We start from the raw sequence: 23,511 nt of genomic DNA on the forward strand, positions 1-23,511 counted from the left end.
TGCTCTGGTTAATGCACCACGTGAATCTTGCCGTCACCCCCGGCCAGCGGGTTGTTAACACTGCTGCCTTCGCCCTGCAGTTCCGCTTCCGGATGATTCAGCGCCATCAACTCTTTCATTTGTGACACGTGTTTCTTCGGCACATCCACCATGACCAGATAGCGGCCCGCTTCGATATCACCGTGGAACTTCCGAATCCGGTAATTCTCGGTACTGATACCACCGAAGCCGCCCAGCCAGCCACCGGCGATAATCGCAAATGCCCCCATGGCAACGTAGGCTGCCGTCGGCCACCCAAGACCGCCCCAAAGCGCGAGGGGAACCACAAAAAACAGGGCGAACAAGGCGCCAATCAGCATGCCACGCTCGACAAACCTCGGCAGGTCGGTCTTGTCCAGCACACTGGCGGAGTGCAGACGATGGGTATAAAGACCTGCTTCGTCCTTACTGAGGATGTGAAATCGCCAATCGCTAATCCCTCGCTGGTGAAGATCATCGGAAATGCTTTGGACACTGTCGATGGAATCCACCAGATAAAATAGCCGTTTCATAATTCCCCCTTCACTCATCAACAGGTGGAGCGAAACTATGACTTGATTATAAAACAACCAACTCTGCTTCCTGCGGTTCGTTCAAATCGATTCAGGATAAGCAGACGCCTGATATGGCATTTTTTTCTAACGGCTGTTTTTCCCCTCAACACAAAACCTTGTGAAGGTTCTTTCGTGACCTGTCGCGCAGACACAAAAATAGAAGTTGACGTTTACGTTAAAAGAAACTAGCTTTGTTTTCGTCCGGCCTCAAAAGGGCCCTTCCCTGTCGGGAAACATGGACACTTGAAATCAAACCGCCGGCCACAAGCCGGACGACAAGAACAAGACATCCACTCATGCCGCGATCCGGCCAGGTGGAAGAGGATTTCAACATGCACCATTCTGCACCCTCCACGGGCGGACTCCGCCACGTCAGTCTCAACGATGTCTGGGAAAAAAATTCCGGCCCCGTCTATATGAACGGCAGCCAGGCCCTGGCCCGCTTACCCCTGCTGCAAGCCCAGCTTGATCAGGCCAACGGCCTCAATACCGCCGGCTTTATTTCCGGCTACCGCGGCTCTCCCCTGGGTGGTTTCGACAAGGTTCTGTGGAAAGCCCGTGACTACCTGAAACAACAGAACATTCACTTTCTGCCAGGCATTAACGAAGACCTCGGCGCGACGGCCGTATGGGGCTCCCAGCAGGTCAATATTTTCGAAGGCGCCAAATACGATGGCGTGTTCAGCCTCTGGTACGGTAAAGGGCCCGGTGTGGATCGCACCGGCGATGTATTCAAGCACGCCAATGCCGCCGGCACCTCACGCTTCGGCGGGGTGCTCGCCGTGGCCGGTGATGACCATGCCTGTAAATCGTCCACCCTGCCCCACCAGAGTGACTACGGATTCATGGATGCCTCCATGCCAGTCCTGAACCCGGCAGGTATCCAGGACATTCTGGACATGGGCCTTTATGGCTGGGCCATGTCCCGTTTCAGCGGCTGCTGGATCGGCTTCAAGGCGCTGGCGGAAAACATGGATTCCTCGATCTCCGCCAACCTGGACCTGAGCCGGATCAACATCCGCATTCCCAAGGATTTTCATCTGCCAGAAGGCGGCCTGAACTCACGCTGGCCGGACAAGCCCATGGAGCAGGAAGAACGCCTGCACCGCTACAAGCTGGAAGCTGCCAAGGCATTCTGCCGCGCCAACCGGCTGGACCATACGGTCCTGGCGGCCAGCCATCCGAAGCTGGGCATCGTCACCACCGGCAAGGCCTACCTGGATGTAATCCAGGCTCTGGCAGACCTGGGGTTGGGTAAAGAAGAGCGAGAAGCCATCGGGCTATGTGTCTATAAGGTCGCCATGCCCTGGCCGTTGGAGCCGGAAGGCATCTTCGAGTTCGCGTCCGGCCTGGAAGAAATCCTGGTGGTGGAGGAAAAACGCGGCCTGATTGAGGAGCAGATCAAGGCCCAGCTATACAGCTGGCAGGATCGGCTGCGTCCGACAGTCATCGGCAAACGCAATGACAAGGGTGAGGAATTACTGCCCTCCATTGCGGAGCTTACGCCAGCCATGGTGGCGCGGGCGATCGCCTCCCGCCTGGATGGCCGCCACTGCAGCGACACCCTGCGCAAGCGCCTGGATTTTCTCACGGAAAAGGAAAACAGCCTGGCACAACCGCGCGACCGCCTGGAGCGTACACCGCACTTTTGCTCCGGCTGCCCTCACAACACCTCCACCCAGGTGCCCGAAGGCAGCCGCGCCCTGGGCGGGATTGGCTGCCACTACATGGCCACCTGGATGGAACGGGGAACCGACACCTTCACCCAGATGGGTGGTGAAGGCGTCACCTGGCTTGGTCAGGCGCCGTTTACCAATCAGAAACACGTATTTCAAAACCTGGGGGACGGCACCTATTTCCACTCCGGTGTGCTGGCCATTCGGGCCGCCATCGCCTCCGGCGCCAATATCACTTACAAAATTCTCTACAACGACGCGGTCGCCATGACCGGTGGCCAGCCGGTGGATGGAACCCTGACCGTTCAACAGATCAGTCATCAGCTCTACGGTGAAGGCGTTCGACGCATTGCGGTCGTCAGCGACGACATCGACAAATACCCGTCGCGGGCGGATTTCGCCGACCGCACCACCTTCCATGATCGCGATGATCTGGACGCCGTGCAGCGGGAACTGCGTGAAATCGAAGGCTGCTCCGTCATCATCTACGACCAGACCTGTGCCGCCGAGAAACGCCGCCGGCGCAAACGCGGCACCATGGCGGACCCTGAGCAGCGGGTGATGATCCATTCCGACGTCTGTGAAGGCTGTGGCGACTGTGGAATCCAGTCCAACTGCCTGTCAATCCTGCCCAAGGAAACTGACGCCGGCCGCAAACGCACCATCGATCAGTCCGCCTGTAACAAGGATTTCTCCTGCGTACGCGGTTTCTGCCCGAGCTTTGTCACCGTCAAGGGTGGCAAGCTGAAGAAGCCCGCGGGCGTCAGCGCCAACGTAGACTTCCCCGAACTGCCCGAGCCGACACCCGTTTCCGGCAGCGATCCCTATGGCATCCTGCTCACGGGTGTGGGCGGCACTGGCGTGGTCACCGTCAGTGCGCTGCTGGGCATGGCCGCGCATATCGAGGGCAAAGGCGTGTCGGTGCTGGACCAGACCGGCCTGGCGCAGAAGTTCGGTGCCGTGGTGAGTCATATCCGCATCAGTGACCATCAGGACAACATTCACGCCGTGCGCATTCCGGCCGGTGAAGCGGACCTGATGCTAGCCTTCGACCTGATGGTGGCAGCCACCGACGACGCCCTGGCGAAACTGGACAACCGCTTTTCCCGCGCAGTGGTCAACGCCGAACCGGCCATGCCGGCGGCCTTCACCCGCGACCCCGATATACAGTTCCCGGGCGAGTCCATGGAACAGAGTGTACGTGATGCCTGCCGTCCCGAAGGTAGCTGGTTCCTGGATGCCGGTGGTCTCGCCAAGGCACTGATGGCGGATGGCATGGCAGTGAACCTGTTTACCGTGGGCTTCGCCTACCAACAGGGGCTTCTGCCGCTGAAGGCCGAGTCAATTGAACGGGCCATCGAACTCAACAATGTGGCCATCGAGAAGAATAAACAGGCGTTCCTCTGGGGCCGTCGGGCAGCCCATGATCTCGAGCGGGTGAAGACGCTGGCATTTCCCGAGCCGAAGGGGGCCGGCGTACAGACCGTCCAGATCATGGAAACCACCGACCAACTTATCGAACGTAACAAAGCGCACCTGACCGACTATCAGAACACCGCCCTGGCGAAGCGCTATGAGAAGCTGGTGCGCGACGCTGAAACGGTGATCTCCCAGAAACTGGGCCGCGACCCGGTATTGTTCCGCGCCATTGCCGAGAACTACGCCAGGGTCCTGGCCTATAAGGACGAGTACGAAGTGGCCCGCCTGTTCAGCAACGGCAGTCTGCGCAAGCAGCTCGAAGAAGAATTCGAGGGCGAGGTGGAACTGGAGTTCAACCTGGCGCCGCCACTGCTCAGCCGTGCCAGAAACGGTGAGCGGCCGAAGAAGCTCAAGTTCGGCCCCTGGATGGAAACCCTGTTCGCGTTACTGGCCAAGGCACGCGGCCTGCGTGGTACCCCCCTGGACCCGTTCGGCTACACCGCAGACCGCCGCCTGGAGCGCAAACTGATTCGCGAGTACGAGGCAGACATCGCCTTCCTGCTCAAGCACCTGAACAGTGATCTCGCGGACGAAGCCCGCAGGCTTGCCAGCCTGCCCTCCAGGATCCGTGGCTATGGCCCGGTAAAGGAAGGTGCCTACGAAGCAACCCGGAAAGAACGCTCACAATTACGAGCAGCTCTGAACCCGAATGCATCTGAGCATCAACAAATTGCCAGTGCTGCTGTCTAACCCATAACAAAACCGGTTGCCGCAGGCCCCAAAAGGGTAGCGGCGGCCTTCAAAGAGAGGTGAAACGCCATGAACGTATTCAGCCATCCCGAGTTCGATAACCACGAACACCTGTCCTTCTTCTGCGATCCGGAAACAGGACTCAAGGCCATAGTTGCCATTCACAACACCTCCCGGGGCCCCGCCCTTGGTGGTTGCCGCATGTTCCCCTATGCCAGCGACGAGGAAGCCGTGTGGGATGTTCTGCGCCTGTCGAAGGGGATGACCTACAAGTCCGCCCTGGCCAACCTGGATCTGGGGGGTGGCAAGTCCGTCATCATCGGCGACCCGCGCAAAGACAAAACCGAAGCGATGCTGGAGGCTATGGGCCGCCACCTGGAAAGCCTGGGCGGTCGCTACATCGCGGCCGAGGATTCCGGCACCAGCGTGCCCGACCTGAAAGTCATGGGCAGGCACACCCGACATGTGGCCGGGATCTCACAGCACATTGGCTTCGACGGCAAGCCCAGCAACGGTGATCCGTCACCGGCCACCGCCTACGGCACCTTCATCGGCCTGAAAGCAGCCGTCAGGCATAAGCTTGGTCGTTCCGACCTCGCTGGCCTGAAGGTCGCTATCCAGGGCATCGGAAACGTCGGCTTTCGCCTCGCGCGGCACCTGAAGGAGGCTGGCGCCGAACTGTGGGTCTACGACATCCACGCGGACAACATGCAACGCGCCATTGATGAACTGGGGGCCAAGCCGGCCACCGCGGAAGACATCCTGTTCCTGCCGGTGGATGTCATCGCCCCCTGTGCCATGGGTGCGGTTCTGAACGATGAAAGCATTCCGCAAATCAAGGCTACCGTGGTCGCTGGCGCAGCCAACAACCTGTTGGAACGCCCGGACCACGACCAGGCACTGATGGACCGCGGCATTCTCTATGCCCCGGATTTCGCCATCAATGCCGGCGGCATAATTGATGTGTCCTACGAGCGAACCGGCGCTGCCCCCGAGAAAGTCTGCGCCCACGTAGAGACCATCGGCGACACACTGAACGAGATCTTTACCCGCTCCGACCACAGCGGCAAGCCCACCGGGGCGATTGCCAACGAACTGGCGGAAGAGCGGTTCCGCAAGCACACCGCCCGCGTCGATGCGATGCAGGAACGGATGGCCCATGCCGGGTAGTACACCGGGGCCATGTCTTTGAGGCCGCGAACCATTCGCGGCCTCTGCTTCCCCAACAAAAACAAGTACCAAGCAGGAGACAGCTATGTCTGTATCACAATCAGGTTCTGCCACCTATTCCGGTGAGCTGGAAGGCTCCAACGCCAAGCGCGGCCTCTGGTCATCGCGCCTCGCCTTTATCCTCGCAGCCACCGGTTCCGCCGTTGGCCTCGGCAATATCTGGAAATTCCCCTATGTAACGGGTGAGAATGGCGGCGGCGCCTTTGTTCTCGTGTACCTTCTCTGTATCGCTATCGTGGGCATCCCCATCATGATGGCGGAAGTCATGATCGGCCGGCGCGGCGGCCACAGCCCGGTTAACAGTCTGCGCGCGATTACCCAACGGGATGGCCTCAAACCCGCCTGGAAACTGGTAGGCGCCGTGGGTGTTCTGGCAGGCTTCCTGATTCTGTCGTTCTATTCTGTTATTGGCGGCTGGGCCATTTCCTACGTCGGCACCACTGCCAGCGGCCAGCTCGCCGGACAATCCGCCGATGCGGTCGGCGCCATCTTCTCAGGGTTACTCAGTAATCCGGTAACTCTGCTGGCGTGGCACACCCTGTTCATGGCACTGGTGATGTTTGTGGTTGCACGGGGCGTACGCTCCGGGCTGGAGCGGGCCGTCAGTATCCTGATGCCCGCACTGTTCGTGTTGTTGCTGATTGTGGTGGGCTACGCCATGACCACCGGGCACTTCGGCCAGGCCGCCGCGTTCCTGTTCCAGCCGGACTTCTCCAAACTGACCACGTCCGGCATCCTGGTGGCCCTCGGACACGCGTTCTTCACCCTGAGCCTGGGTATGGCAGTGATGATGGCCTACGGCTCCTATCTGCCCAAGAAAATCTCCATCGCCAAGACCTCCATCACCGTATCGGTGATCGACACTGGCGTGGCCCTGCTTGCCGGCCTGGCGATTTTCCCGATCGTCTTCGCCAACGGCCTTGAACCGGGCGCTGGCCCCGGTCTGATCTTCCAGACACTGCCGCTGGCGTTTGGCCAGATGCCCATGGGCAGCCTGTTCGGCACCCTGTTCTTCGTGCTGCTGATTTTTGCCGCCTGGACATCCGGCATCTCCCTGCTGGAGCCCATCGTGGAATGGCTGGAAGAGCAGAAAGGCATGAACCGGATGATCAGCACCCTGGGCGCAGGTTTTGTCTGCTGGGCACTGGGCATTGCTTCGATCCTGTCCCTGAACCTGTGGGCCGACTTCGCTCCCCTTGGCTTTATACCGATGCTGGAAGGCAAGACCATCTTCGACCTGCTGGACTTCTTCACCGCCAACATCCTGCTGCCGCTGGGCGGCCTGCTGGTTGCCCTGTTCGCCGGCTGGGTGATGTCGCGCCAGGCCATGGAGAACGAACTGTCGTTGTCAGAACCGATGTTCCGCCTGTGGTTCTTCACCATTCGCTTCGTAACACCGGTGGCCGTGGCCGTTGTGTTCCTCTACAACCTGACCTGATCCCACAGAGGGGGTGGCAACCGTCACCCCCTCTTTCTCTCCCGATCTCTCCCGATTAGTTTCCTTATACCAAAGTATGACTTACCAACAGGTGACCGGATTCTGTCCCTTTATAACCGGACGGATAAGGGGTCGTCCCAGTATCGTTGGCACTGTAGGACAATAAATCAGAGAGGTCACACCATGACTGCAGTAACCGCATCGTTTCCCGTACGTCGCCAGGACTTCGGTTTTGAGGAAGTGCCACGGCACTGGGTCGACAGTGACCCGTTCATGACGCACCTGTTCAACGCCCTATCCGCCCTGTTTCCGGATGGCGAGCGCTTCTTCGTGGACAGTGTTCGTGCGGTACGTGACCAGATCAATGATCCGCAGCTACAGAAAGACATCGGCGCTTTCATCGGCCAGGAAGCCATGCACGCCAAAGAGCACGGTCACTTCAACGAAGGTGCGATTGAACAGGGCTTTGACATCAAGAAGCTGGAACGCTGGACCCGCGGATTCCTGTCAGTGAAGAATCTGCCGGGGCTGAACAACAAGCGGGTTCACCTCGCCGCGACCGTCGCTCTGGAACACTTCACCGGCATCCTGTCCGCCCAGCTACTCAAGCGCGAAGACATGGTCAATGCCATCGATCCGTCCATGCGCACCCTGTGGGCCTGGCACTGTATCGAAGAGAACGAGCATAAGGCCGTCGCCTTCGACACCTACGAGACGCTGTATGACAAAAGCGTGGTGGACTACGCTATCCGCATGGGCACCATGGCACTGATCACCACCCTGATCATGGTGGCGATCCACTCCTTCATCGTGGAACTGATGCGCGAAGACAAGCAGTTGCTGAACCTGCGCTCCTGGGCCAAAGGCCTGAACCGCGTCTGGGGCCCGAAGGGCATGTTTACCGCGATCATTCCCGAGTACCTGGACTACTTCAAGCCAAGCTTCCACCCCTGGCAGCATGACACCAACTTCCTGCTGCGGAAGTGGCGCAAGCAGCTCGGTTACGACTGAAGCCCGCCAGTTAAAGCCGGTCGAGCGAGGCCCTCAGGGTCTCGCCGATTCCGGCATCCAGCTTCAACGCCACCATCTCATCTGCGCGGGTACGACCTCGTGTCAACGCCGCGATAGGCTTTCCCCACTCCCTGGCATAACGGCAGAAGCGAAACCCGGAATACACCATCAGGGACGAACCAATCACCAACAGACCGTCACTGGCCCTGAGCGTATCCAACGCCGTCGTTACCCGCTCTTTCGGCACAAAATCCCCGAAGAACACCACATCCGGCTTGAGAATCCCGTCGCAGCGGGGGCAATCCGCCAGCCGAAACTCCGCAAAATCCACCTCCAGATCCGCATCCCCGTCCGGAGCCGTCTCTGCAGCAAAGTGACGAAACCCCGGATTCAGATCCGCGCAACGATCGTGCACCTCATCCCGGTCACACCGATACCCGCAGTCCATACAGACCACCTGATCCGCGCGACCATGCAGGTCATTAACCGCCCGCGTGCCCGCCCGCTGATGCAAACGATCCACGTTCTGGGTCACCACCAGGGTGCTGTGATTGAGTAATTCAAGATCGGAAATGAAATGATGAGCGGGGTTCGGACGGGCATTACGAATCACCGGCCAGCCAATCAGACTGCGCCCCCAATATCGACGACGCACCTCCGGACTGGTCATAAACGCCTGATGCTGAACCGGCTGCCTGCGCTTCCAGGCACCCTCGTGGTCACGATAATCGGGAATCCCCGAATCCGTACTGACCCCCGCCCCGGTTAGAATCATCAGGCGGGGATAGCGATGGATAAACTCAGCCAGCTGCCGACCCGCCACCTCCGGATTCTCCATCACAATCCTCCTCACCGAAACAGGCGGCCAGCAAAGACCGCATCTTCTCGACACCCAGCTCTTCTACCCGCTGGATATTACGCTCCGGAATCCCCTCCGGATCGGGATACCCCGCAATCGCCCGCTCCAGACTCTCCTCCCGCAGCAGATGCAACATCGGAAACGGCGACCGATTGGTGTAATTCTCCGCATCATCCGGCCGGGTACCACCAAACTGATACTGCGGATGGAAACTGGCCACCTGGTAAACCCCTTCCAGCTCCAGATACACCAACAGCCCATCCGCCGCGTCCAGGAATTCATTGTAAAGCGCAAAATCCTGCAACACACCCGGATGGATCAGCAGCGTGGTTTCAACATCCGGTTCGTCCTCCAGACGCTGAAGCTCCGCATGCAGCGCCTGCAGAAGTTCCTCCTCTGTCTGCGCATCCGACACCACAAACCGCACCCGGTCCCTGACCAGCTCACGTTTGGCAAACGGGCACAGATTAAGGCCGACAACCACATCTTCGACCCATTTTCGAGTCGCACTAATAATCCCGGCCTCATCCATACAATTTCTCTTTCAAGTTCGAAGACCACTCAATAGCATGAGCGGGCAGGTGGGCGTGTCTTTTCAAAACTGTGCGGAGCCATGGATGGCGGAGCCCAAGCGCCCCATGGATGGGCTTGAGCGTGTTTTGAAAAGACACGCCCACCTGCCCGCCGACTCCAAGACCCGAAGACGATCAGAGGTAACCCTGACTCCGCAGGTAATCATCATAAGATCCGCTGAAGTCCGTAATACCATCGGCCTTAAGCTCAATAATCCGGGTCGCCAAAGAGGAAACAAACTCCCGATCATGACTGACAAACACCAACGTCCCCGGATAATTCTCCAGCGCCAGATTCAACGCCTCAATGGACTCCATGTCCAGATGGTTCGTCGGCTCATCCATCAACATCACATTCGGCTTCTGCAGAATCAGCTTGCCGAACAGCATACGCCCCTGCTCACCACCGGAAATCACACTCACCATCTTGCCAATATCATCACCTGAAAACAGCATCCGCCCCAACGTACCGCGAACCAGTTGCTCGCCACCCGTCGTCCACTGGGCCATCCAGTCGGTCAGATTCATGTCCTCAGCGAAATCAGCAGAGTGATCCTGAGCGTAATAGCCCACCTGGGCGCTGTCGGTCCACTTCACATCGCCACTATCCGGCGCCAGGGCACCGGCCATGCACTGCATCAGCGTCGTCTTCCCGATGCCATTGGGGCCGATGATCGCCACCCGCTCACCCGCCTCGATCTGCAGGTTAAGCTTGTTAAACAGCGGCCCGGTATCAAAACCCTTGGTCAGATCCTTCAGGGTCACTGCCTGGCGATGCAACTTCTTGGTCTGCTCAAACCGGATAAACGGACTGACCCTGCTGGAAGGCTTTACTTCCTCCAACTGAATCTTGTCTATCTGACGGGCGCGAGAGGTGGCCTGCTTCGCCTTGGACGCATTGGCGGAAAAGCGGCTGACAAACTGCTGCAGCTCGGCAATCTGCGCCTTCTTCTTGGCGTTGTCGGCCATCATGCGCTCGCGGGCCTGGGTCGCGGCGGTCATGTATTCGTCGTAGTTACCCGGGAACAGCCGCAGCTCGCCATAGTCCAGGTCCGCCATGTGGGTGCAGACACTGTTCAGGAAGTGACGGTCGTGAGAAATAATCACCATGGTGCTGTTACGGGCCACCAGGATATTTTCCAGCCAGCGGATGGTGTTGATATCCAGATGGTTGGTCGGCTCGTCCAGCAACAATACGTCGGGGTCGGAGAACAGCGCCTGGGCCAGCAGCACCCGCAGCTTCCAGCCCGGTGCCAGGGCGCTCATCGGTCCGTTATGCTGGTCCAGTGGAATCTCCAGACCCAGCAACAGCTCGCCGGCGCGGGATTCGGCCGTGTAGCCATCCATTTCAGCGAACTGCACCTCCAGATCCGCCACGGCCATACCGTCTTCCTCGCTCATTTCCGGCAGCGAATAAATGCGGTCACGCTCCTTCTTGACGTTCCACAGCTCCTCGTGCCCCATGATCACCGTGTCCATCACCGAACAGTTTTCATAGGCGAATTGGTCCTGGCGCAGCTTGCCCAGACGGATGTTGGGCTCCCGCATGACCTGCCCCGCAGAGGGCTCCAGATCGCCACCCAGAATTTTCATGAACGTGGACTTGCCACAGCCATTGGCGCCGATCAGTCCGTAGCGGTTGCCATTACCGAACTTGACGGATACGTTTTCAAACAGGGGCTTGGCCCCGAATTGCATGGTGATATTAGCGGTGGAAATCAAGAAACAGACCTGTCTATGTGAGGGCCGGGCAAGCCGGCAAAGAAAACCCGGCATTGTACAGGTTTGGCAAGCCAACCGTGAGACAGAAGAAACACGGATAAAAAGCACTTGCCTCCGGCGCGCCGGGCGGGCAGCATTCCTACCCTGTAGTGCACATTCATTGAAACCAACAGGACAACACCCATGACACAGGCAACCGCACGCCACATCCTGGTAGACAGCGAAGCGAAATGCGAAGAACTGAAGAAAGCCATCGAAGGTGGTCAGGATTTCGCCGAAGTCGCGAAACAGCACTCTTCCTGCCCTTCCGGCCGCAACGGTGGCGATCTGGGCTCCTTCGGCCCGGGCCAGATGGTTCCCGAGTTCGACAAAGCGGTATTCAGCAGTGACCTGAACACCGTTATTGGTCCCATCAAGACCCAGTTCGGCTACCATCTACTGGAAGTGACCAGCCGGAGCTGATGGGTTTCGATACCGTATACCGGATCGCCCACAAAGGCCCGCAAATCAGAATCCTGGCCTTTGCGGGCGTTCTGATTAGCGCACCACTGTTTTTCATCGGTGGCCCCGACTGGACCTCTGGCCCGCTGCACAAGTCCGTCTGGAACCTGGGCCATATTCTGTACTTTGGGCTTCTGACCTACGCCATCCAACCCTGGCGCTGGCTCAGTGGTCGGCGGCTGTGGCTGACAACAACCGCGCTTGTGCTGGCACTCGGCCTCGTTATCGAGTTTCTGCAATCGGGGCTGGGGCGACAAGACGACTGGCATGACGTATGGAGGAACCTGGTGGGCACCTGGCTGGCTCTCGCCTGCCGCCCCATTCTTACCTCTGACACGCACCGCAACACGCGCCAGCGACTACTGGCCGCCTTAGCAGTTGTGCTGGTCGTTTTCGAGTTGGGTTTAACCGGAAGCGTCGCTGTGCGGCAGTTTCAGATCAACCAACAGCTGCCGGCACTTTATGATTTCAGCCGCAACGATCCTGCCACCTTCTGGCGGGGAAAACTTGAACCATCAGACGCCCACAGCGACATCAACGGACAAAGCCTGAAAATCTCCCTGAGCACCCGGCTGTATTCCGGTGTCACCCTGGACAACCTGCCTGTCGACTGGCGCGACTATGACCAACTGACTGTCACCCTGTTCAATCCGGACGATGCAGATCTTACGCTGACCCTGAGAATCAACGATGTTGAGCATGAGCGTGGTAGCAATGTCTATAGCGACCGGTTCAATACCCAACTGCCACTGAAGCCAGGACTCAATACCTTTACACTGGGGCTGGAGGACATTGAGAATGCGCCGCGCAACCGCGCCATGAACATGGACAACATCCGGAGACTGGGAATTTTTACGACCCGGTTACCCGCACCAAGAACGATTTACTTGCTGGACTTACGGCTGAAGTGACAACCTCCAGGGATTGCAGGTCAGACATTCCGTACCCTTGTCCGTCACTACAATCGTTTCACTGCAACCAATGCCCCACTGCCCGGGAACCCTCAGACATATGGGCAAATGAAATACCATGCCTGGCTGGAACGCAGACGACTGGCCCCGGGCAATAAATCCGGAGCCTTCGACCCAGGAAGGCGGAAACTGCGCCCCGACCGTGTAGCCAAATACCCCGGAAAAAAAGACCTCCCTGGCCAGTGGCGCCAGCGCCTTTTCAGCTGCCTGCGCGGCAAAGTCAAAGGTCACTCCGGGCCGGATGTTCGCCTGCAGGGCGTCGACCACCCGCCGGCAACCATCAAAAACCTTTTGCATCCGGCGGTTGGGCTCTCCAACCACCACGGTTTGCATCATAGGTGCGGTATAACGTTGCCAGGCAGCACCGAATTCCAGAAACACAACATCTCCGGTGCCAATCGGGCACCGCTTGTGGTTGGCGTGAATGACCCCGCTTCGGGGGCCCACGGTGACGATGGGCTGCATGCTCATGAATTCACTGCCGGCGGATAACAGGGCTTCCGCCCCGATCGCGGCGATGTCATTGTCAGTCATTCCGGGCTGAATCGCGGATACAGCCGCGTCCAGTCCAATTACCGTGATTCGGGCACTCTGTCGCAGGTATTCCAGCTCGGCGGCAGACTTCACCTTACGGACCTTTTTCAGCAGTGCGCCGCTGTCCACGAAGCGGACATCCGGCAGACGGGCCCGAATCCCCTCAATGACACCATGGCGCAGGGAACCGTGCCAAAAATCAACGCCAACCTGGTCCTCAAAACCGGTCAGCGCATCGACCAGCGGTATCAGGACCTCACCGATACCCTCCCAACGATAGCCGACCACCCGCGTTACCCTGGTGGTCACCATAGCAGGCCCCATCTCGATGGACGGCACCTGGAGCAACAGATCGGAAGGAGTAACCACCAGCGCCACATGCACCGACACTTCAAAGGTGCTATAACCGGTGAGATAGAAAATATCGGCGGGATCCGTTATCAGCAGCGCGCTGATATCTTCTTCCGACATGCGGGAGCGTACCCGGACCAGCCGTCGTTCAAATTCTTCAGGTGGGAACGGGCACTCTTCCCCTCTTGCGGTACCGGACAACTCTTTCTGGTACGCATTAAAATCCATCTGGGCGCTCCTCAAGCACAGCCCTTTACCTTGAGGGTGGACCCAAATGGTGAGTTATTCAAATATCTGCAAGCGATCAGTTGGAGGGGCGGATCATTCTCACCATTTGACTGCCGATCGATTCGATGGGGTCAGTAATCGCCTGTTGGATACTGTCGGTCACCACCTGTGAAAACTGCGAGCCAGCATGACTTTCCAGAAACCGGATGTACAAATCCAGTTCGGCGGCACTGATATCCTGATAGGTGAACAGATAGCTGTCATAGACCTGCTGGCCCACCATGCCCTCGAGCATGCCACGCTGGCCTTCAATCTGACGCTGGATCTGATCAAAAGAAGCCCCCTTGTCACCCTTGAATGCAGCCAACGCCGACGCCAGTCCCAACTGAACGGCGATGGAAGTATCCACCGCACTCTCGGTCGCCCGGGATGCCTTGTCAAAGCGATCAAACATACCGGCCCGCTCACTGCCCCGGAAGCGGCGATTCAGCTCCGGAGCCCGGGCCTGAATCTCCGCCCAGGCTTCCGGCCGGGAGGCCGCCACTTCCGCTTCTGCAATTTTTTTCGCCACGGGGGTTTGGTACCAATCCATCACCGACTGCAACTGCTGATCGCTAAGAGATGCCTCCAGGCCGGAGACAATCCGCGCCTGAATCTCCGCCGCACTGTAACTGCTGCTGACCACATGACCGATGGAATCGGCGGCAAAGGGTGGTAGCCGACCGCTTTGCTTCAGGCCCTGCCGTATGCCCTGGCTCATCATCGCTGGGTACTGGGCGACAATATCGTCAATGGGAGAAGCCTGCAGCACGGTTTCTGCGGAAGGGGCTGCGTGGGCACTGCCCCACAGCAAGGCGATGGATACTAAAACGGGTTTAATTTGGGAAAACGCTTTCATGGCCTATCATCCGGAAAGATTGATGGGCGGTTTATGCCATGACCAACTTGCCGCCTGCAAGCTGTATAGGGAGGAGTTTGATGACAAATTGGTATGGTGACAGGAGGTCGTGGTTCCCCAGCCCATGAGTAAGCGCAAAAAACGTCTTAATGTCTGGAAGTCGAGATTCAAGTGGTTTGGAATGCCAACCCTCGGACTGCTGGTCGCCACCTGGGCCACCCTGCAATTCAGTTTGCTGGCCCCCGACCCGCCACTGCGGCAGGACAATGTCTGCGAGATCTTCCGTGAACATCCGGTCTGGTACGATTATGCCAAAGCCTCGCAAGAGAAATGGGGCACGCCCATCGCAACCCAGATGGCATTCGTGTACTACGAGTCATCATTCCGCAGCCACGCCAGACCGCCACGAACCAGGCTCTGGGGATTCATTCCCTGGAGCCGGCCCACGACCGCCTACGGCTATGCCCAGGCACTGGATCCCGCGTGGGGCGAGTACCTGGAAGACACCGGCGACGGTCTGTTTGTCGTGCGAACCCATATGGAACACGCCCTCGACTTTGTCGGCTGGTACAACCACCTGACCAACCGCAAGCTGGGCGTTTCTTTCTACAGTCCGCAAAAGCTGTATCTGGCCTATCACGAGGGCAGAACCGGCTATGCACGCCGGAGTTACGATGCCAAGCCTGAAGTGATCGACCTTGCCTCCCGGGTGCAAACCCGCGCATTCCGCTACGACCACCAGCTCAACACCTGTGAGCAGGAATTCCAGTGCTGGCGCTGGTACCAGTTCTGGCCATTCTGTGGCTAGTCATTTGTCGGGTTAGCGAAGCGTAACCCGACAAACAGGCAAGCTGCTGTTATAGCCCCCTAAAACGTGCTGCTAATCTCAATCACCGACTCCAGGGACTGGAGGCGGTCCACCAGGTATTCCATCACGATACGAACCCGGGCCATTTGCTGGGTGTCCTGATTGACGTGAAGCCACAGGTCCACGCTTTCCCCTTCCAGAGGATCGGACAGGCGCCGCAGCTCCCGCGTGCTTTCCCCCAGGTAGCAGGGCAACACCGCAAGACCGGCGCCCGCCCTGGCCAGGGCATGCATGGACTGCAGACTGTTGCAGCGTATAACCGATGACACATGCTTCAGATGCTTGCGATACCAGCGACCGGTCGCCAGATGGCTGAAGGTCTCATCGGGGATAATCCAGACACACCCTTCCGGGCGATTTTCAACGTCCATATCACGATTGCGGCGGCAGTATTGTGCCGAGCCATAGACGGCCGACTCAACGGCGGCAATGCGTTCGCCTTCAAGCGTTGCCTGGGGTTTGTTCTCCGGGCGCAGGGTCAGGTCCGCTTCCCGGTGACTCAGATTGGCCACATCGTTATCCGTCAGGACTTCCAGCTCAATATCCGGGAACTCCCGCACCAGTTCCGCCAGTATCGGGCTGAGTAGCTCGTTCATCATCGGGTCTTCAGCAGCCAGACGTACCTTTCCCACCGGAGCCGAGTCCTGCCCGACAAGTTTGCGTTCGAGATTCTCCATCTCGGTGGACAGGCGTGCAGCTTCCCGAAACGCAGTCTCCCCAACCGGCGTAAGTTGCAAACCGTCCCTGTTGCGTTCAAAAAACTGCACACCCAACGACTCCTCCATCTGATCAAGTCGTCTTAAAACAGTGGTTTGGTGTACACCCAGTATTTCTCCGGCTTTGGCGAGTGTTCCGCCTATTGCCAGCGCATGTATGTATCGAAGATAATCCCAGTCCATAATTACTGCATATTTGCAACGTGAGTACGGAGTTTAACGTATTCAAACTGCAAAAAAGAATCCTTAGAATTGAATATAAATTAAAGATAGATCGCTAATTAATCCACCAGAGTAAAAGGAGGAAGGCGCTATGACTCAAAAGCATATCGCAACCGTTCAACCGCTGCCGTCCAGTATCCTCCACAACAGTGTTGAGGTCAGGCGCCAGTATACCCGTGCTGCAGCAAAGCAGGCGGTTCAGTTGATTAGCAAGAAAATGCGCATTATGGGCAGGAAAGCCAAGACTGCAACTCCGGACATGCCGCAGATGGTTCAAGGCGGCCACTAACACGGCAACACGACCGGCACTGGCCAGTGAGTTCGAAGTAAAGTGGAAAGAATGCGGGAAAAGGAATTTGAAAACACCGGTAGCCACGCAAACGCGTGCCACCGGTGTTTTACGTTTCGGGCTCAGAACTCCCAGACTACTTTGGCCTTCTGGCCGAACCACTCGTCCATTTTCCGGGTGTAGTAGTTCTCGATCACGTTGCGTTTAATCTTCATGGTCGGTGTGAGCATGCCATTCTCCATGGTCCACGGCTCTTTCACCACGACAACAAACGCCAGCTTTTCATGCCCTTCGCACAGCGCATTCACCGCATCCAGTTCATGTGCCAATTCCTGTTCAAGTTCGGCACGACTGCCGCCGGCTTCCAGCTCTTCCCTCGCCTCGTCTGACAGCAACACCATCAGACACGGCTGTGGCTGGTTGGCGCCCGCGACACACACCACTTCCGCCTTCGGGTGATTGAAACGGTTCTCGATCGGCACAGGCACCACATACTTGCCCTTCGACGTCTTGAACAGGTCTTTCACCCGACCGGTAATGCGCAGGCAACCGTCACTATCGATCTCCCCCATGTCACCGGTTTTCAGGAAACCATCATCGGTAACGTCTTCCCGGGTTTTCTCTTCGTTCCTGTAATACCCCAGCATCTGCCCCGGGCTCTTGACCTCGACTTCACCACCTTCCCCCAAACGGTGTTCCACACCAGGGTTGGCCATGCCAACAGTACCGACTTTCGCCTGGCCAGGCCGGTTGGCATGGGAGTAGCCGAAGTTCTCCGACATGCCGTAGACCTCCAGCAATTCCAGGCCAAGACCGCGATACCAGTCAATAATCTCCGCTGACAGGGGAGCCGCGCCGGTCAATGCGGCACGACAGTGATCCAGCCCAAGCTGCCTGAGCACCTTTTTCTTCACCAGGCCGTTAAGAATCGGAATATTGAACAGCAGCTTCTGCTTCTTGGGAGGCAGTTTGGCGTTAACACCCAGGTAGAACTTCATCCATAAACGTGGCACCGAGAAAAACAACGTCGGGCGGGCCCTCTGCAGATCTTCCTGGAAGGTATCCAGCGAGTTGGCGAAATACAGATGGAAACCATAGTAAAGCGACTGGGTTTCCACCGCCGCCCGTTCCGCGACATGGGCCAGCGGCAGGTAGGACAGCATGCGTTCATCGGAATTCACCGGAAACAGCTGCTGAAGACCATCAGCCACTGAAATCATGGTGCGAAAACTGTGCATAACGCCCTTCGGGCGCCCGGTACTGCCAGAAGTGTAAACAATGGTGGCGAGATCGTCCGGGGCTGGCAAATCCGGCTCTGCCGGCTCACATTGGGCAATGATATCCAGCCACTTCGGCGTGTCATCCCGCGGGGAGAGTGGCAGGGAGATGATCGGCAAATCTTCCGGGAGGTGTCCCTTGATATCGTTCCAGCCGTCGGCCGTGCCATCGAGTTTGCCAAGGAACAACAGCTTCGCCTCACTATGCTCCAGGACATAGGCAGCGGTGTCACCGTTCAGGGTCGGATAAAGGGGCACGGAGACATGGCCTGCCCCCCAGATAGCCAGGTCGGACAGAATCCAGTGGGCGCTGTTCTTCCCCAGGATGGCGATATTGCTACGCTCGGGCAGGCCAAGACTGTTCAGATGGGAGACCATGCGCGACACCTGGTCGGCCGCCTGTTTCCAGGTGATGTCCTCAACCTGGCCATCGGGAAACGGTTGAGTCAGGTATACACTGTCCGGGGTTTGTCTGGCCCAGTAGTACAGGCAATGGAGTGATGTCTGCTTCTCGCGGTCTACAGCCATGTATGGCTCCTTGTTGTTATTGTATAAGTACAGGTTCTTTTTCTGTTTCCACTGCATACTACCGGTATTTCAGCTTTCCTCAATAGCCGGATGTGCCTCGGTAACTGACTGGTTCTCACTTTGTTCCGCCATCCTCAAATAGTCGTGACACTCCGTCAGAATGGTCTACATTGAAATGCGGTGCGTAGTACAAAGGTCACTGCAGGAGATGCCCATGAGAACAACCACTCGCTCATCCCTTATCTTTCCGGCCTGGGCCCTCATTCTGGTAGGCTCTGCTGCTTTCATTTACTGCGCTTCCACGGGATTACTGACAACCTGATGCAAGAACTTGTCCTCTACCATTACGCCATGTCTCCGTTCTCGGAGAAAACCCGGGCCATGCTCGGCTACGCAGATCTTGACTGGCAATCAGTCACTGTCAGGGAAATGCCTCCACGACCCACACTTGAAGCCATCGCCGGCGGCTACCGCAAGATTCCGGTGGCCCAGAACGGGGCCGACATATTCTGCGATAGCCGGAGCATCGCCGTTGAAATCGCCCGTCTGAGTGGCCGCAATGAACTGATTCTTGAGCAACAATCCGCCGATGTTCAGGCCTTTGTCAGGGAAGCGGACCTCAGCCTGTTTCTGGCTTGTGTCATCGCCGCCAGTGATGGCCGTATGCTGAAAAAACTGATCAAAGAGACCTCCCTGCTGAATGCCTTCCGCTTCCTGAAGGACCGCATCAATATGGGCCGAAAGGCGCGGGTGAAAGCGGTCAGAGGGCCGGAAGCCAAGGCATTGGTTCTCGACCACATGGCAAACATGGAATCCATGCTGGAGCAGGACTTCCTGTTTGGCGACTCGCCCTGCATTGCCGATTTTTCCGCCTATCACGGCCTCTGGTTTGTGTGCGACCTGGCCGGCAAGCCCTGGCTCAGGGACTACCCCCGCGTCCGGGACTGGATGACTCGCATGAAGGCGTTCGGTCATGGCCGCCCCTCTGACATTACTGAGGATCAGGCCCTGGACATGGCCAGAAATTCGATCCCCCGGGATCTTGACAACGACTCCCCACACCCCCTGATCGGGCAGACCGTTGTCGTAGCACCCGACGACTATGGCCGGGAACCGGTGCAGGGCGTGCTGGTTTTCGGAGATGATAACGCCATCATCCTGGCGCGCGAGCACCCACGAACGGGTGTGCTTCATGTTCACTTCCCCACACAGGGCTTTACCATGTCCCCTGCGTGACTCAGCACCCACCACCCAGACCAAACACTGTATACATATACAGCGACAGTATTGTACACTCTTCCCATACGTAACAATCACCCCACACCCGATTCCGGGGTGTGGGGGCCCAATGGAGAGATTCATGGCTGTACAAGCACTGTATTACTCGGAAAGGGATGGACTGGAGATGGCGCTGAAACACCCGGATACCCTGCTGTTCTCATCCAAGGCGGACGCCGATGCCAGAGACAAGGTTCTCGAACTGGCGGAGGAAATCACCCAGTTCCTGCAGGCGCGGGTTGAAGGCCTGGATGAACACCTGGCGGAGAAAGCGGCGCTGGCCATCGCCGAAGAAAAGGACCTGTTTGGCAAAGCCCTGAAGAAGCCGTCACTGCTGAACCAGAGTACCCTTCCAGAATAGAGAGCAGCCTTCCAGAATAGAACGCATCCTGTCGGAATAAAGCCAGATGCGCGGCTCAGGGACGAGCCTACGCCAACGACTAGCGCCGAAACCGGGTTTCCAGCACCACCGCCGAGTTGGTTCGCTCAACCCCTTCCAGATTGCCAATGTCATCCAGCACCTTGCTCAACTCCTCCAGCGATTGAGCCTGCACGATCGCAATCAGATCGTACTCCCCGCTTACTGAAAAAAGCTGCGATACCTGGCTGATACTTTCCAGCGAAGCGTTGGTTCTGGCTGTCAGCTTTTGATAGACCTTGATCGACACGTGGGCTTCAACCTGATTGGCAGCATAGGCATCCCCCAACTGCACGGAATAGCCCTTGATCACCCCACTGCTCTCCAGACGCCCGAGACGGTTCTGGACCGTTGACCGCGATAAATGGAGCGCACGCGCCAGGTCGGAAATGCTCGTTCGTGCGTTCTGCCGCAGTAACAGCAACAACTTCTGATCCTGCTTTCCTATCATATTGCCAACTCACGCCAACGTTTTGATAAATCTTTCCACTAATTCGGTCATTTTACCACTACATTTTACCGCCCTCCGCTTACATACTGACTCACAAGAGGCAATGACAACAGGCACATCATCCACACGCGGGGACTGACCATGATTATTCGCCCAATCGAGTACCAGGATCTGCCAGCACTGCGCGCGATTGCACGTGAATCCGGCCCCGGTTTCACGTCTCTGGTTGATGATCCGGAGTATCTGGACAGCAAGCTTCGGCACACCATCGACAGTTTCCAACGGAAGCTTTACCAGCCTGGCGATGAACACTACCTTTTTGTCCTGGAAGATGAGACAACGGGCGATATTATGGGCACAACCGGTATTGAAGCTTCCGCAGGGCATGACAGGCCACTCTGCCACTTCAGGAGGGAAACCGACCCCGCCTCTCTCTCAGGGAGTGAACGGCTCACCCGTTGTTCCCATTACACCGGCTGTACAGAAATCTGCAGCCTCTACCTGCGCCCCCGATATCGCCGGGCCAACGCCGGCAAGCTGCTGTCGAAAGTACGGTTCCTGTTCATGGCCCAGAATCCGCATCGATTTTCCGCCACCATCATTGCCGAGATGCGGGGTGTCTCCGATGCCAATGGCCAGTCTCCTTTCTGGAACTGGCTGAAAACCCGGGCAGGCAACCTGGACTTTGCCACCGTCACCCGACTTGCAGGCACCGCCACGCCCGAGCTTTTGGACACCCTGCTGCCGGACGGACCGCTGCCCATGGCGGCGATGCCTCCGGCAGCGCGCCAGGTGATAGGCCAGGTTCACGAGCAGACAAGGCCCGCACTGAAGATGCTGATAGCAGAGGGTTTCCGGCACACCGGTTTCGTCGACCTGTTTGATGCAGGCCCCACGGTGGAGGCACAACTGCACGAGATCACCAGTATCAGACGCTCCAGTCTGTGCCGGGTTCAGGTGGTTGATGACTCCATGCCCGCGATTACCCGCAATCAAACGGGCAACCGTGATAATGCCATGTTGATTGCCAACACCGCTGTTTCGGATTTCCGCGCCACGATCACCCACGCAGCGGCCTGGCTGCCCCATCACAATCTGCTCTCAGTGCCGGCATCCCTGGCCCGGAAACTGGGGCTGTCGGACGGCAGCATGACCCGCTTTTTGTCACTGGCCGCCATTGGCAAAGCCGAAACCACTATCCACCCCAACTCACCGGAGGTCCTGTATGCACACTGACCGGAACACACTGTTTCAACATCTGTGGGACACCTACCGCCAGGTAACACCCTCGGCTGAGGAAATACACAGGATCCTTGGCGCGGCGGAAGGTCAGACCATCGTCAATGACCACATAGCCCTGCGTACCTTCAACCTGTCACCCGTTGGCCTGGATGCACTGGCGGAACACTTCACGTCTCTCGGTTACTACCAGGGCGGGGAATACCATTTCGAGGCGAAAAAACTCTACGCCCGACATTATGAACACCCGGACCCGTTAGCCCCGAAAGTCTTCATCTCGGAACTCCTGACCGAGCAGTGCTCAAATGAGTTACAGGTTATTGCCAATGAACTGGTGTCACAAGTCAACCCTGACGACGTTCAGGCGGACAACTTCCTGTACTCGGGACGACACTGGAACGTGGACTACGCCACCTATGAGACCCTGCTGCAGGAAAGCGAGTACGCAGCATGGCTGGCCGCCTGGGGCTTCCGTGCCAACCACTTTACCGTCAGCATCAACCAGCTCAGCCAGTACCAGACGGTGGCCGAGATCAATCAGTTGCTGAAAGACAACGGCTATCGGGTTAACCGTTCCGGCGGAGAGATCAAAGGCTCACCGCAAGACCTTCTGGAGCAGTCCTCTACCATGGCGGACAGGGTGCCGGTCCGTTTTTCCGACCGCACTGAAGCCATTCCGAGCTGCTTCTATGAATTTGCACTGCGTTATCCCGATGCCAGTGGCAAACTGTATCCGGGCTTTGTAGCCGCCTCTGCGGACAAGATCTTTGAGAGCACCAATGCAACGGGCTAAAGGGCTAGCCAAATTCTTCCGGCCAGCCCTGTGCTCCGAGAAGGGGGACGAATCGTACCCCACCCAGGCTTTCGCTCTCGTATTCGGATGCTGACACCCGGGTGATACGAACAAGATCCTGACTGATGTGCTCGCCGCCAACAGGCATGACCAAGCGTCCACCGATGGTCAGTTGGTCTTTCAATGCCTGCGGGACCGACGGGCCGCCGGCGGCAACGACAATGCCATCAAAAGGCGCCACCTCCGGCATCCCGAGGGTGCCATCACCGCAATAAACATGAACGTTGCTGAACCCCTCTGCGCGCAATACATCGCGGGCACGTGCAGCAAGGGTCGGCAGTCGCTCGACGCCGAAAACCTCACCGGCGATACAGCCCAGCACCGCCGCCCCATAGCCAGACCCCGTGCCCACATCGAGCACTTTTTCTCCCCCCTGAAGATTGAGAGCATCAATCATCAAAGCCACCACATAGGGCTGGGAAATGGTCTGCCCCTCCCCAATCCCCAGCGGGCCGTCCTCATAAGCCAACAGTTGCATATCTTCTGGTACAAACCGCTCCCGCCGGACACGACGCATAGCCTCAGTCACCAGGGTTGAGGTAATCCCCCTGCCCTGGACCTGATATTCCACCATCGCCATCCTGCGCGCAGTAAAATCGGGCTCGTTCATGATAATCCC

The 23,511-nt window shown here is 57.8% G+C and carries 22 protein-coding genes; 12 read left to right on the forward strand and 10 right to left on the reverse strand.

Translation table 11 applies throughout. The features are described 5' to 3' along the window. Positions 1-8: 8 nt before the first annotated feature. Positions 9-551 (reverse strand): hypothetical protein, encoded by a 543-nt coding sequence (locus EHN06_RS14935; protein ID WP_127333334.1) that lies wholly within the window; start codon positions 549-551, stop codon positions 9-11. A 374-nt stretch (positions 552-925) separates the two neighbouring features. On the opposite strand from EHN06_RS14935, the gene EHN06_RS14940 reads away from it, so the two are divergent. The 4 genes from EHN06_RS14940 (at position 926) to EHN06_RS14955 (ending at position 8,117) form a co-directional block, all read left to right on the forward strand. Beyond that, entirely contained in the window at positions 926-4,438 is a 3,513-nt protein-coding gene (locus tag EHN06_RS14940) for an indolepyruvate ferredoxin oxidoreductase family protein (RefSeq protein WP_127334462.1), read from the forward strand. Positions 4,439-4,507: 69 nt separating this feature from the next. Next, the gene (locus EHN06_RS14945; RefSeq protein ID WP_127333335.1) at positions 4,508-5,608 is read left to right on the forward strand and encodes a Glu/Leu/Phe/Val family dehydrogenase; all 1,101 of its coding nucleotides are present in this window, start codon (positions 4,508-4,510) and stop codon (positions 5,606-5,608) included. 85 nt (positions 5,609-5,693) lie between these two features. Continuing rightward, positions 5,694-7,106, forward strand: coding sequence for a sodium-dependent transporter (locus EHN06_RS14950; RefSeq protein WP_127333336.1), 1,413 nt, complete (start codon positions 5,694-5,696; stop codon positions 7,104-7,106). A gap of 183 nt (positions 7,107-7,289) precedes the next feature. Next, positions 7,290-8,117 carry a metal-dependent hydrolase gene (locus tag EHN06_RS14955; RefSeq protein WP_127333337.1) on the forward strand — a complete coding sequence of 276 codons (828 nt, stop codon included), beginning with the start codon at positions 7,290-7,292 and terminating at the stop codon, positions 8,115-8,117. A 10-nt stretch (positions 8,118-8,127) separates the two neighbouring features. Here EHN06_RS14955 and EHN06_RS14960 read toward each other — a convergent pair whose 3' ends face one another. From EHN06_RS14960 to EHN06_RS14970, 3 genes are all read right to left on the reverse strand, one after another. Beyond that, positions 8,128-8,955, reverse strand: coding sequence for an NAD-dependent protein deacetylase (locus EHN06_RS14960; protein WP_127333338.1), 828 nt, complete (start codon positions 8,953-8,955; stop codon positions 8,128-8,130). After that, positions 8,918-9,508, reverse strand: a complete 591-nt coding sequence (locus tag EHN06_RS14965; protein ID WP_127333339.1) for a DUF1415 domain-containing protein — start codon at positions 9,506-9,508, stop codon at positions 8,918-8,920. Before EHN06_RS14965 ends, EHN06_RS14960 begins: the two co-directional genes overlap by 38 nt. A gap of 175 nt (positions 9,509-9,683) precedes the next feature. Then, entirely contained in the window at positions 9,684-11,270 is a 1,587-nt protein-coding gene (locus EHN06_RS14970; protein ID WP_127333340.1) for an ABC-F family ATPase, read from the reverse strand. 183 nt (positions 11,271-11,453) lie between these two features. On the opposite strand from EHN06_RS14970, the gene EHN06_RS14980 reads away from it, so the two are divergent. Together EHN06_RS14980 and EHN06_RS14985 are read left to right on the forward strand one after the other, a co-directional pair. Beyond that, positions 11,454-11,732 carry a peptidylprolyl isomerase gene (locus tag EHN06_RS14980; protein ID WP_127333342.1) on the forward strand — a complete coding sequence of 93 codons (279 nt, stop codon included), beginning with the start codon at positions 11,454-11,456 and terminating at the stop codon, positions 11,730-11,732. Further along, a complete protein-coding gene (locus EHN06_RS14985; RefSeq protein WP_127333343.1) occupies positions 11,732-12,682 on the forward strand; it encodes a succinyl-CoA synthetase subunit beta in 951 nt (316 codons plus the stop codon). Before EHN06_RS14980 ends, EHN06_RS14985 begins: the two co-directional genes overlap by 1 nt. On the opposite strand, the gene EHN06_RS14990 is transcribed toward EHN06_RS14985, so the two are convergent. Further along, a complete protein-coding gene (locus tag EHN06_RS14990) occupies positions 12,668-13,855 on the reverse strand; it encodes a M24 family metallopeptidase (protein WP_127333344.1) in 1,188 nt (395 codons plus the stop codon). The two genes, EHN06_RS14985 and EHN06_RS14990, sit on opposite strands and share 15 nt — an antisense overlap. Positions 13,856-13,931: 76 nt before the next feature. Next, positions 13,932-14,753 carry a DUF2059 domain-containing protein gene (locus EHN06_RS14995; protein ID WP_127333345.1) on the reverse strand — a complete coding sequence of 274 codons (822 nt, stop codon included), beginning with the start codon at positions 14,751-14,753 and terminating at the stop codon, positions 13,932-13,934. A gap of 124 nt (positions 14,754-14,877) precedes the next feature. Here EHN06_RS14995 and EHN06_RS15000 point away from each other — a divergent pair, with 124 nt between their 5' ends. Further along, the gene (locus tag EHN06_RS15000; protein ID WP_127333346.1) at positions 14,878-15,561 is read left to right on the forward strand and encodes a lysozyme-like domain containing protein; all 684 of its coding nucleotides are present in this window, start codon (positions 14,878-14,880) and stop codon (positions 15,559-15,561) included. 59 nt (positions 15,562-15,620) lie between these two features. Here the strand turns inward: EHN06_RS15000 and EHN06_RS15005 are convergent, their stop codons facing one another. Beyond that, a complete protein-coding gene (locus EHN06_RS15005; RefSeq protein ID WP_127333347.1) occupies positions 15,621-16,520 on the reverse strand; it encodes a LysR family transcriptional regulator in 900 nt (299 codons plus the stop codon). 130 nt (positions 16,521-16,650) lie between these two features. Here EHN06_RS15005 and EHN06_RS15010 point away from each other — a divergent pair, with 130 nt between their 5' ends. Further along, positions 16,651-16,848 (forward strand): hypothetical protein, encoded by a 198-nt coding sequence (locus tag EHN06_RS15010; protein ID WP_127333348.1) that lies wholly within the window; start codon positions 16,651-16,653, stop codon positions 16,846-16,848. Positions 16,849-16,970: 122 nt separating this feature from the next. Here the strand turns inward: EHN06_RS15010 and EHN06_RS15015 are convergent, their stop codons facing one another. Beyond that, positions 16,971-18,653: an AMP-binding protein gene (locus EHN06_RS15015; RefSeq protein WP_127333349.1), complete on the reverse strand. Its 1,683-nt coding sequence runs from the start codon at positions 18,651-18,653 to the stop codon at positions 16,971-16,973. A gap of 321 nt (positions 18,654-18,974) precedes the next feature. On the opposite strand from EHN06_RS15015, the gene EHN06_RS15020 reads away from it, so the two are divergent. Together EHN06_RS15020 and EHN06_RS15025 are read left to right on the forward strand one after the other, a co-directional pair. After that, positions 18,975-19,889, forward strand: coding sequence for a glutathione S-transferase family protein (locus tag EHN06_RS15020; protein WP_127333350.1), 915 nt, complete (start codon positions 18,975-18,977; stop codon positions 19,887-19,889). Between the two features lie 124 nt (positions 19,890-20,013). Next, positions 20,014-20,292: a YebG family protein gene (locus tag EHN06_RS15025; protein ID WP_127333351.1), complete on the forward strand. Its 279-nt coding sequence runs from the start codon at positions 20,014-20,016 to the stop codon at positions 20,290-20,292. A 79-nt stretch (positions 20,293-20,371) separates the two neighbouring features. On the opposite strand, the gene EHN06_RS15030 is transcribed toward EHN06_RS15025, so the two are convergent. Continuing rightward, complete coding sequence (locus tag EHN06_RS15030; protein ID WP_127333352.1) at positions 20,372-20,800, reverse strand: Lrp/AsnC family transcriptional regulator; 429 nt, start codon at positions 20,798-20,800, stop codon at positions 20,372-20,374. Between the two features lie 141 nt (positions 20,801-20,941). Between EHN06_RS15030 and EHN06_RS15035 the strand changes: the two genes are divergently transcribed. Further along, positions 20,942-22,036: an arginine N-succinyltransferase gene (locus tag EHN06_RS15035; protein ID WP_127333353.1), complete on the forward strand. Its 1,095-nt coding sequence runs from the start codon at positions 20,942-20,944 to the stop codon at positions 22,034-22,036. Then, complete coding sequence (locus tag EHN06_RS15040) at positions 22,026-22,832, forward strand: DUF1338 domain-containing protein (RefSeq protein ID WP_127333354.1); 807 nt, start codon at positions 22,026-22,028, stop codon at positions 22,830-22,832. Before EHN06_RS15035 ends, EHN06_RS15040 begins: the two co-directional genes overlap by 11 nt. A 4-nt stretch (positions 22,833-22,836) precedes the next feature. Here EHN06_RS15040 and EHN06_RS15045 read toward each other — a convergent pair whose 3' ends face one another. Beyond that, positions 22,837-23,502, reverse strand: coding sequence for a protein-L-isoaspartate(D-aspartate) O-methyltransferase (locus EHN06_RS15045; protein WP_127333355.1), 666 nt, complete (start codon positions 23,500-23,502; stop codon positions 22,837-22,839). Positions 23,503-23,511: the final 9 nt, after the last annotated feature.

This window comes from Marinobacter sp. NP-4(2019) (genome assembly GCF_003994855.1).
GTDB lineage: Bacteria > Pseudomonadota > Gammaproteobacteria > Pseudomonadales > Oleiphilaceae > Marinobacter.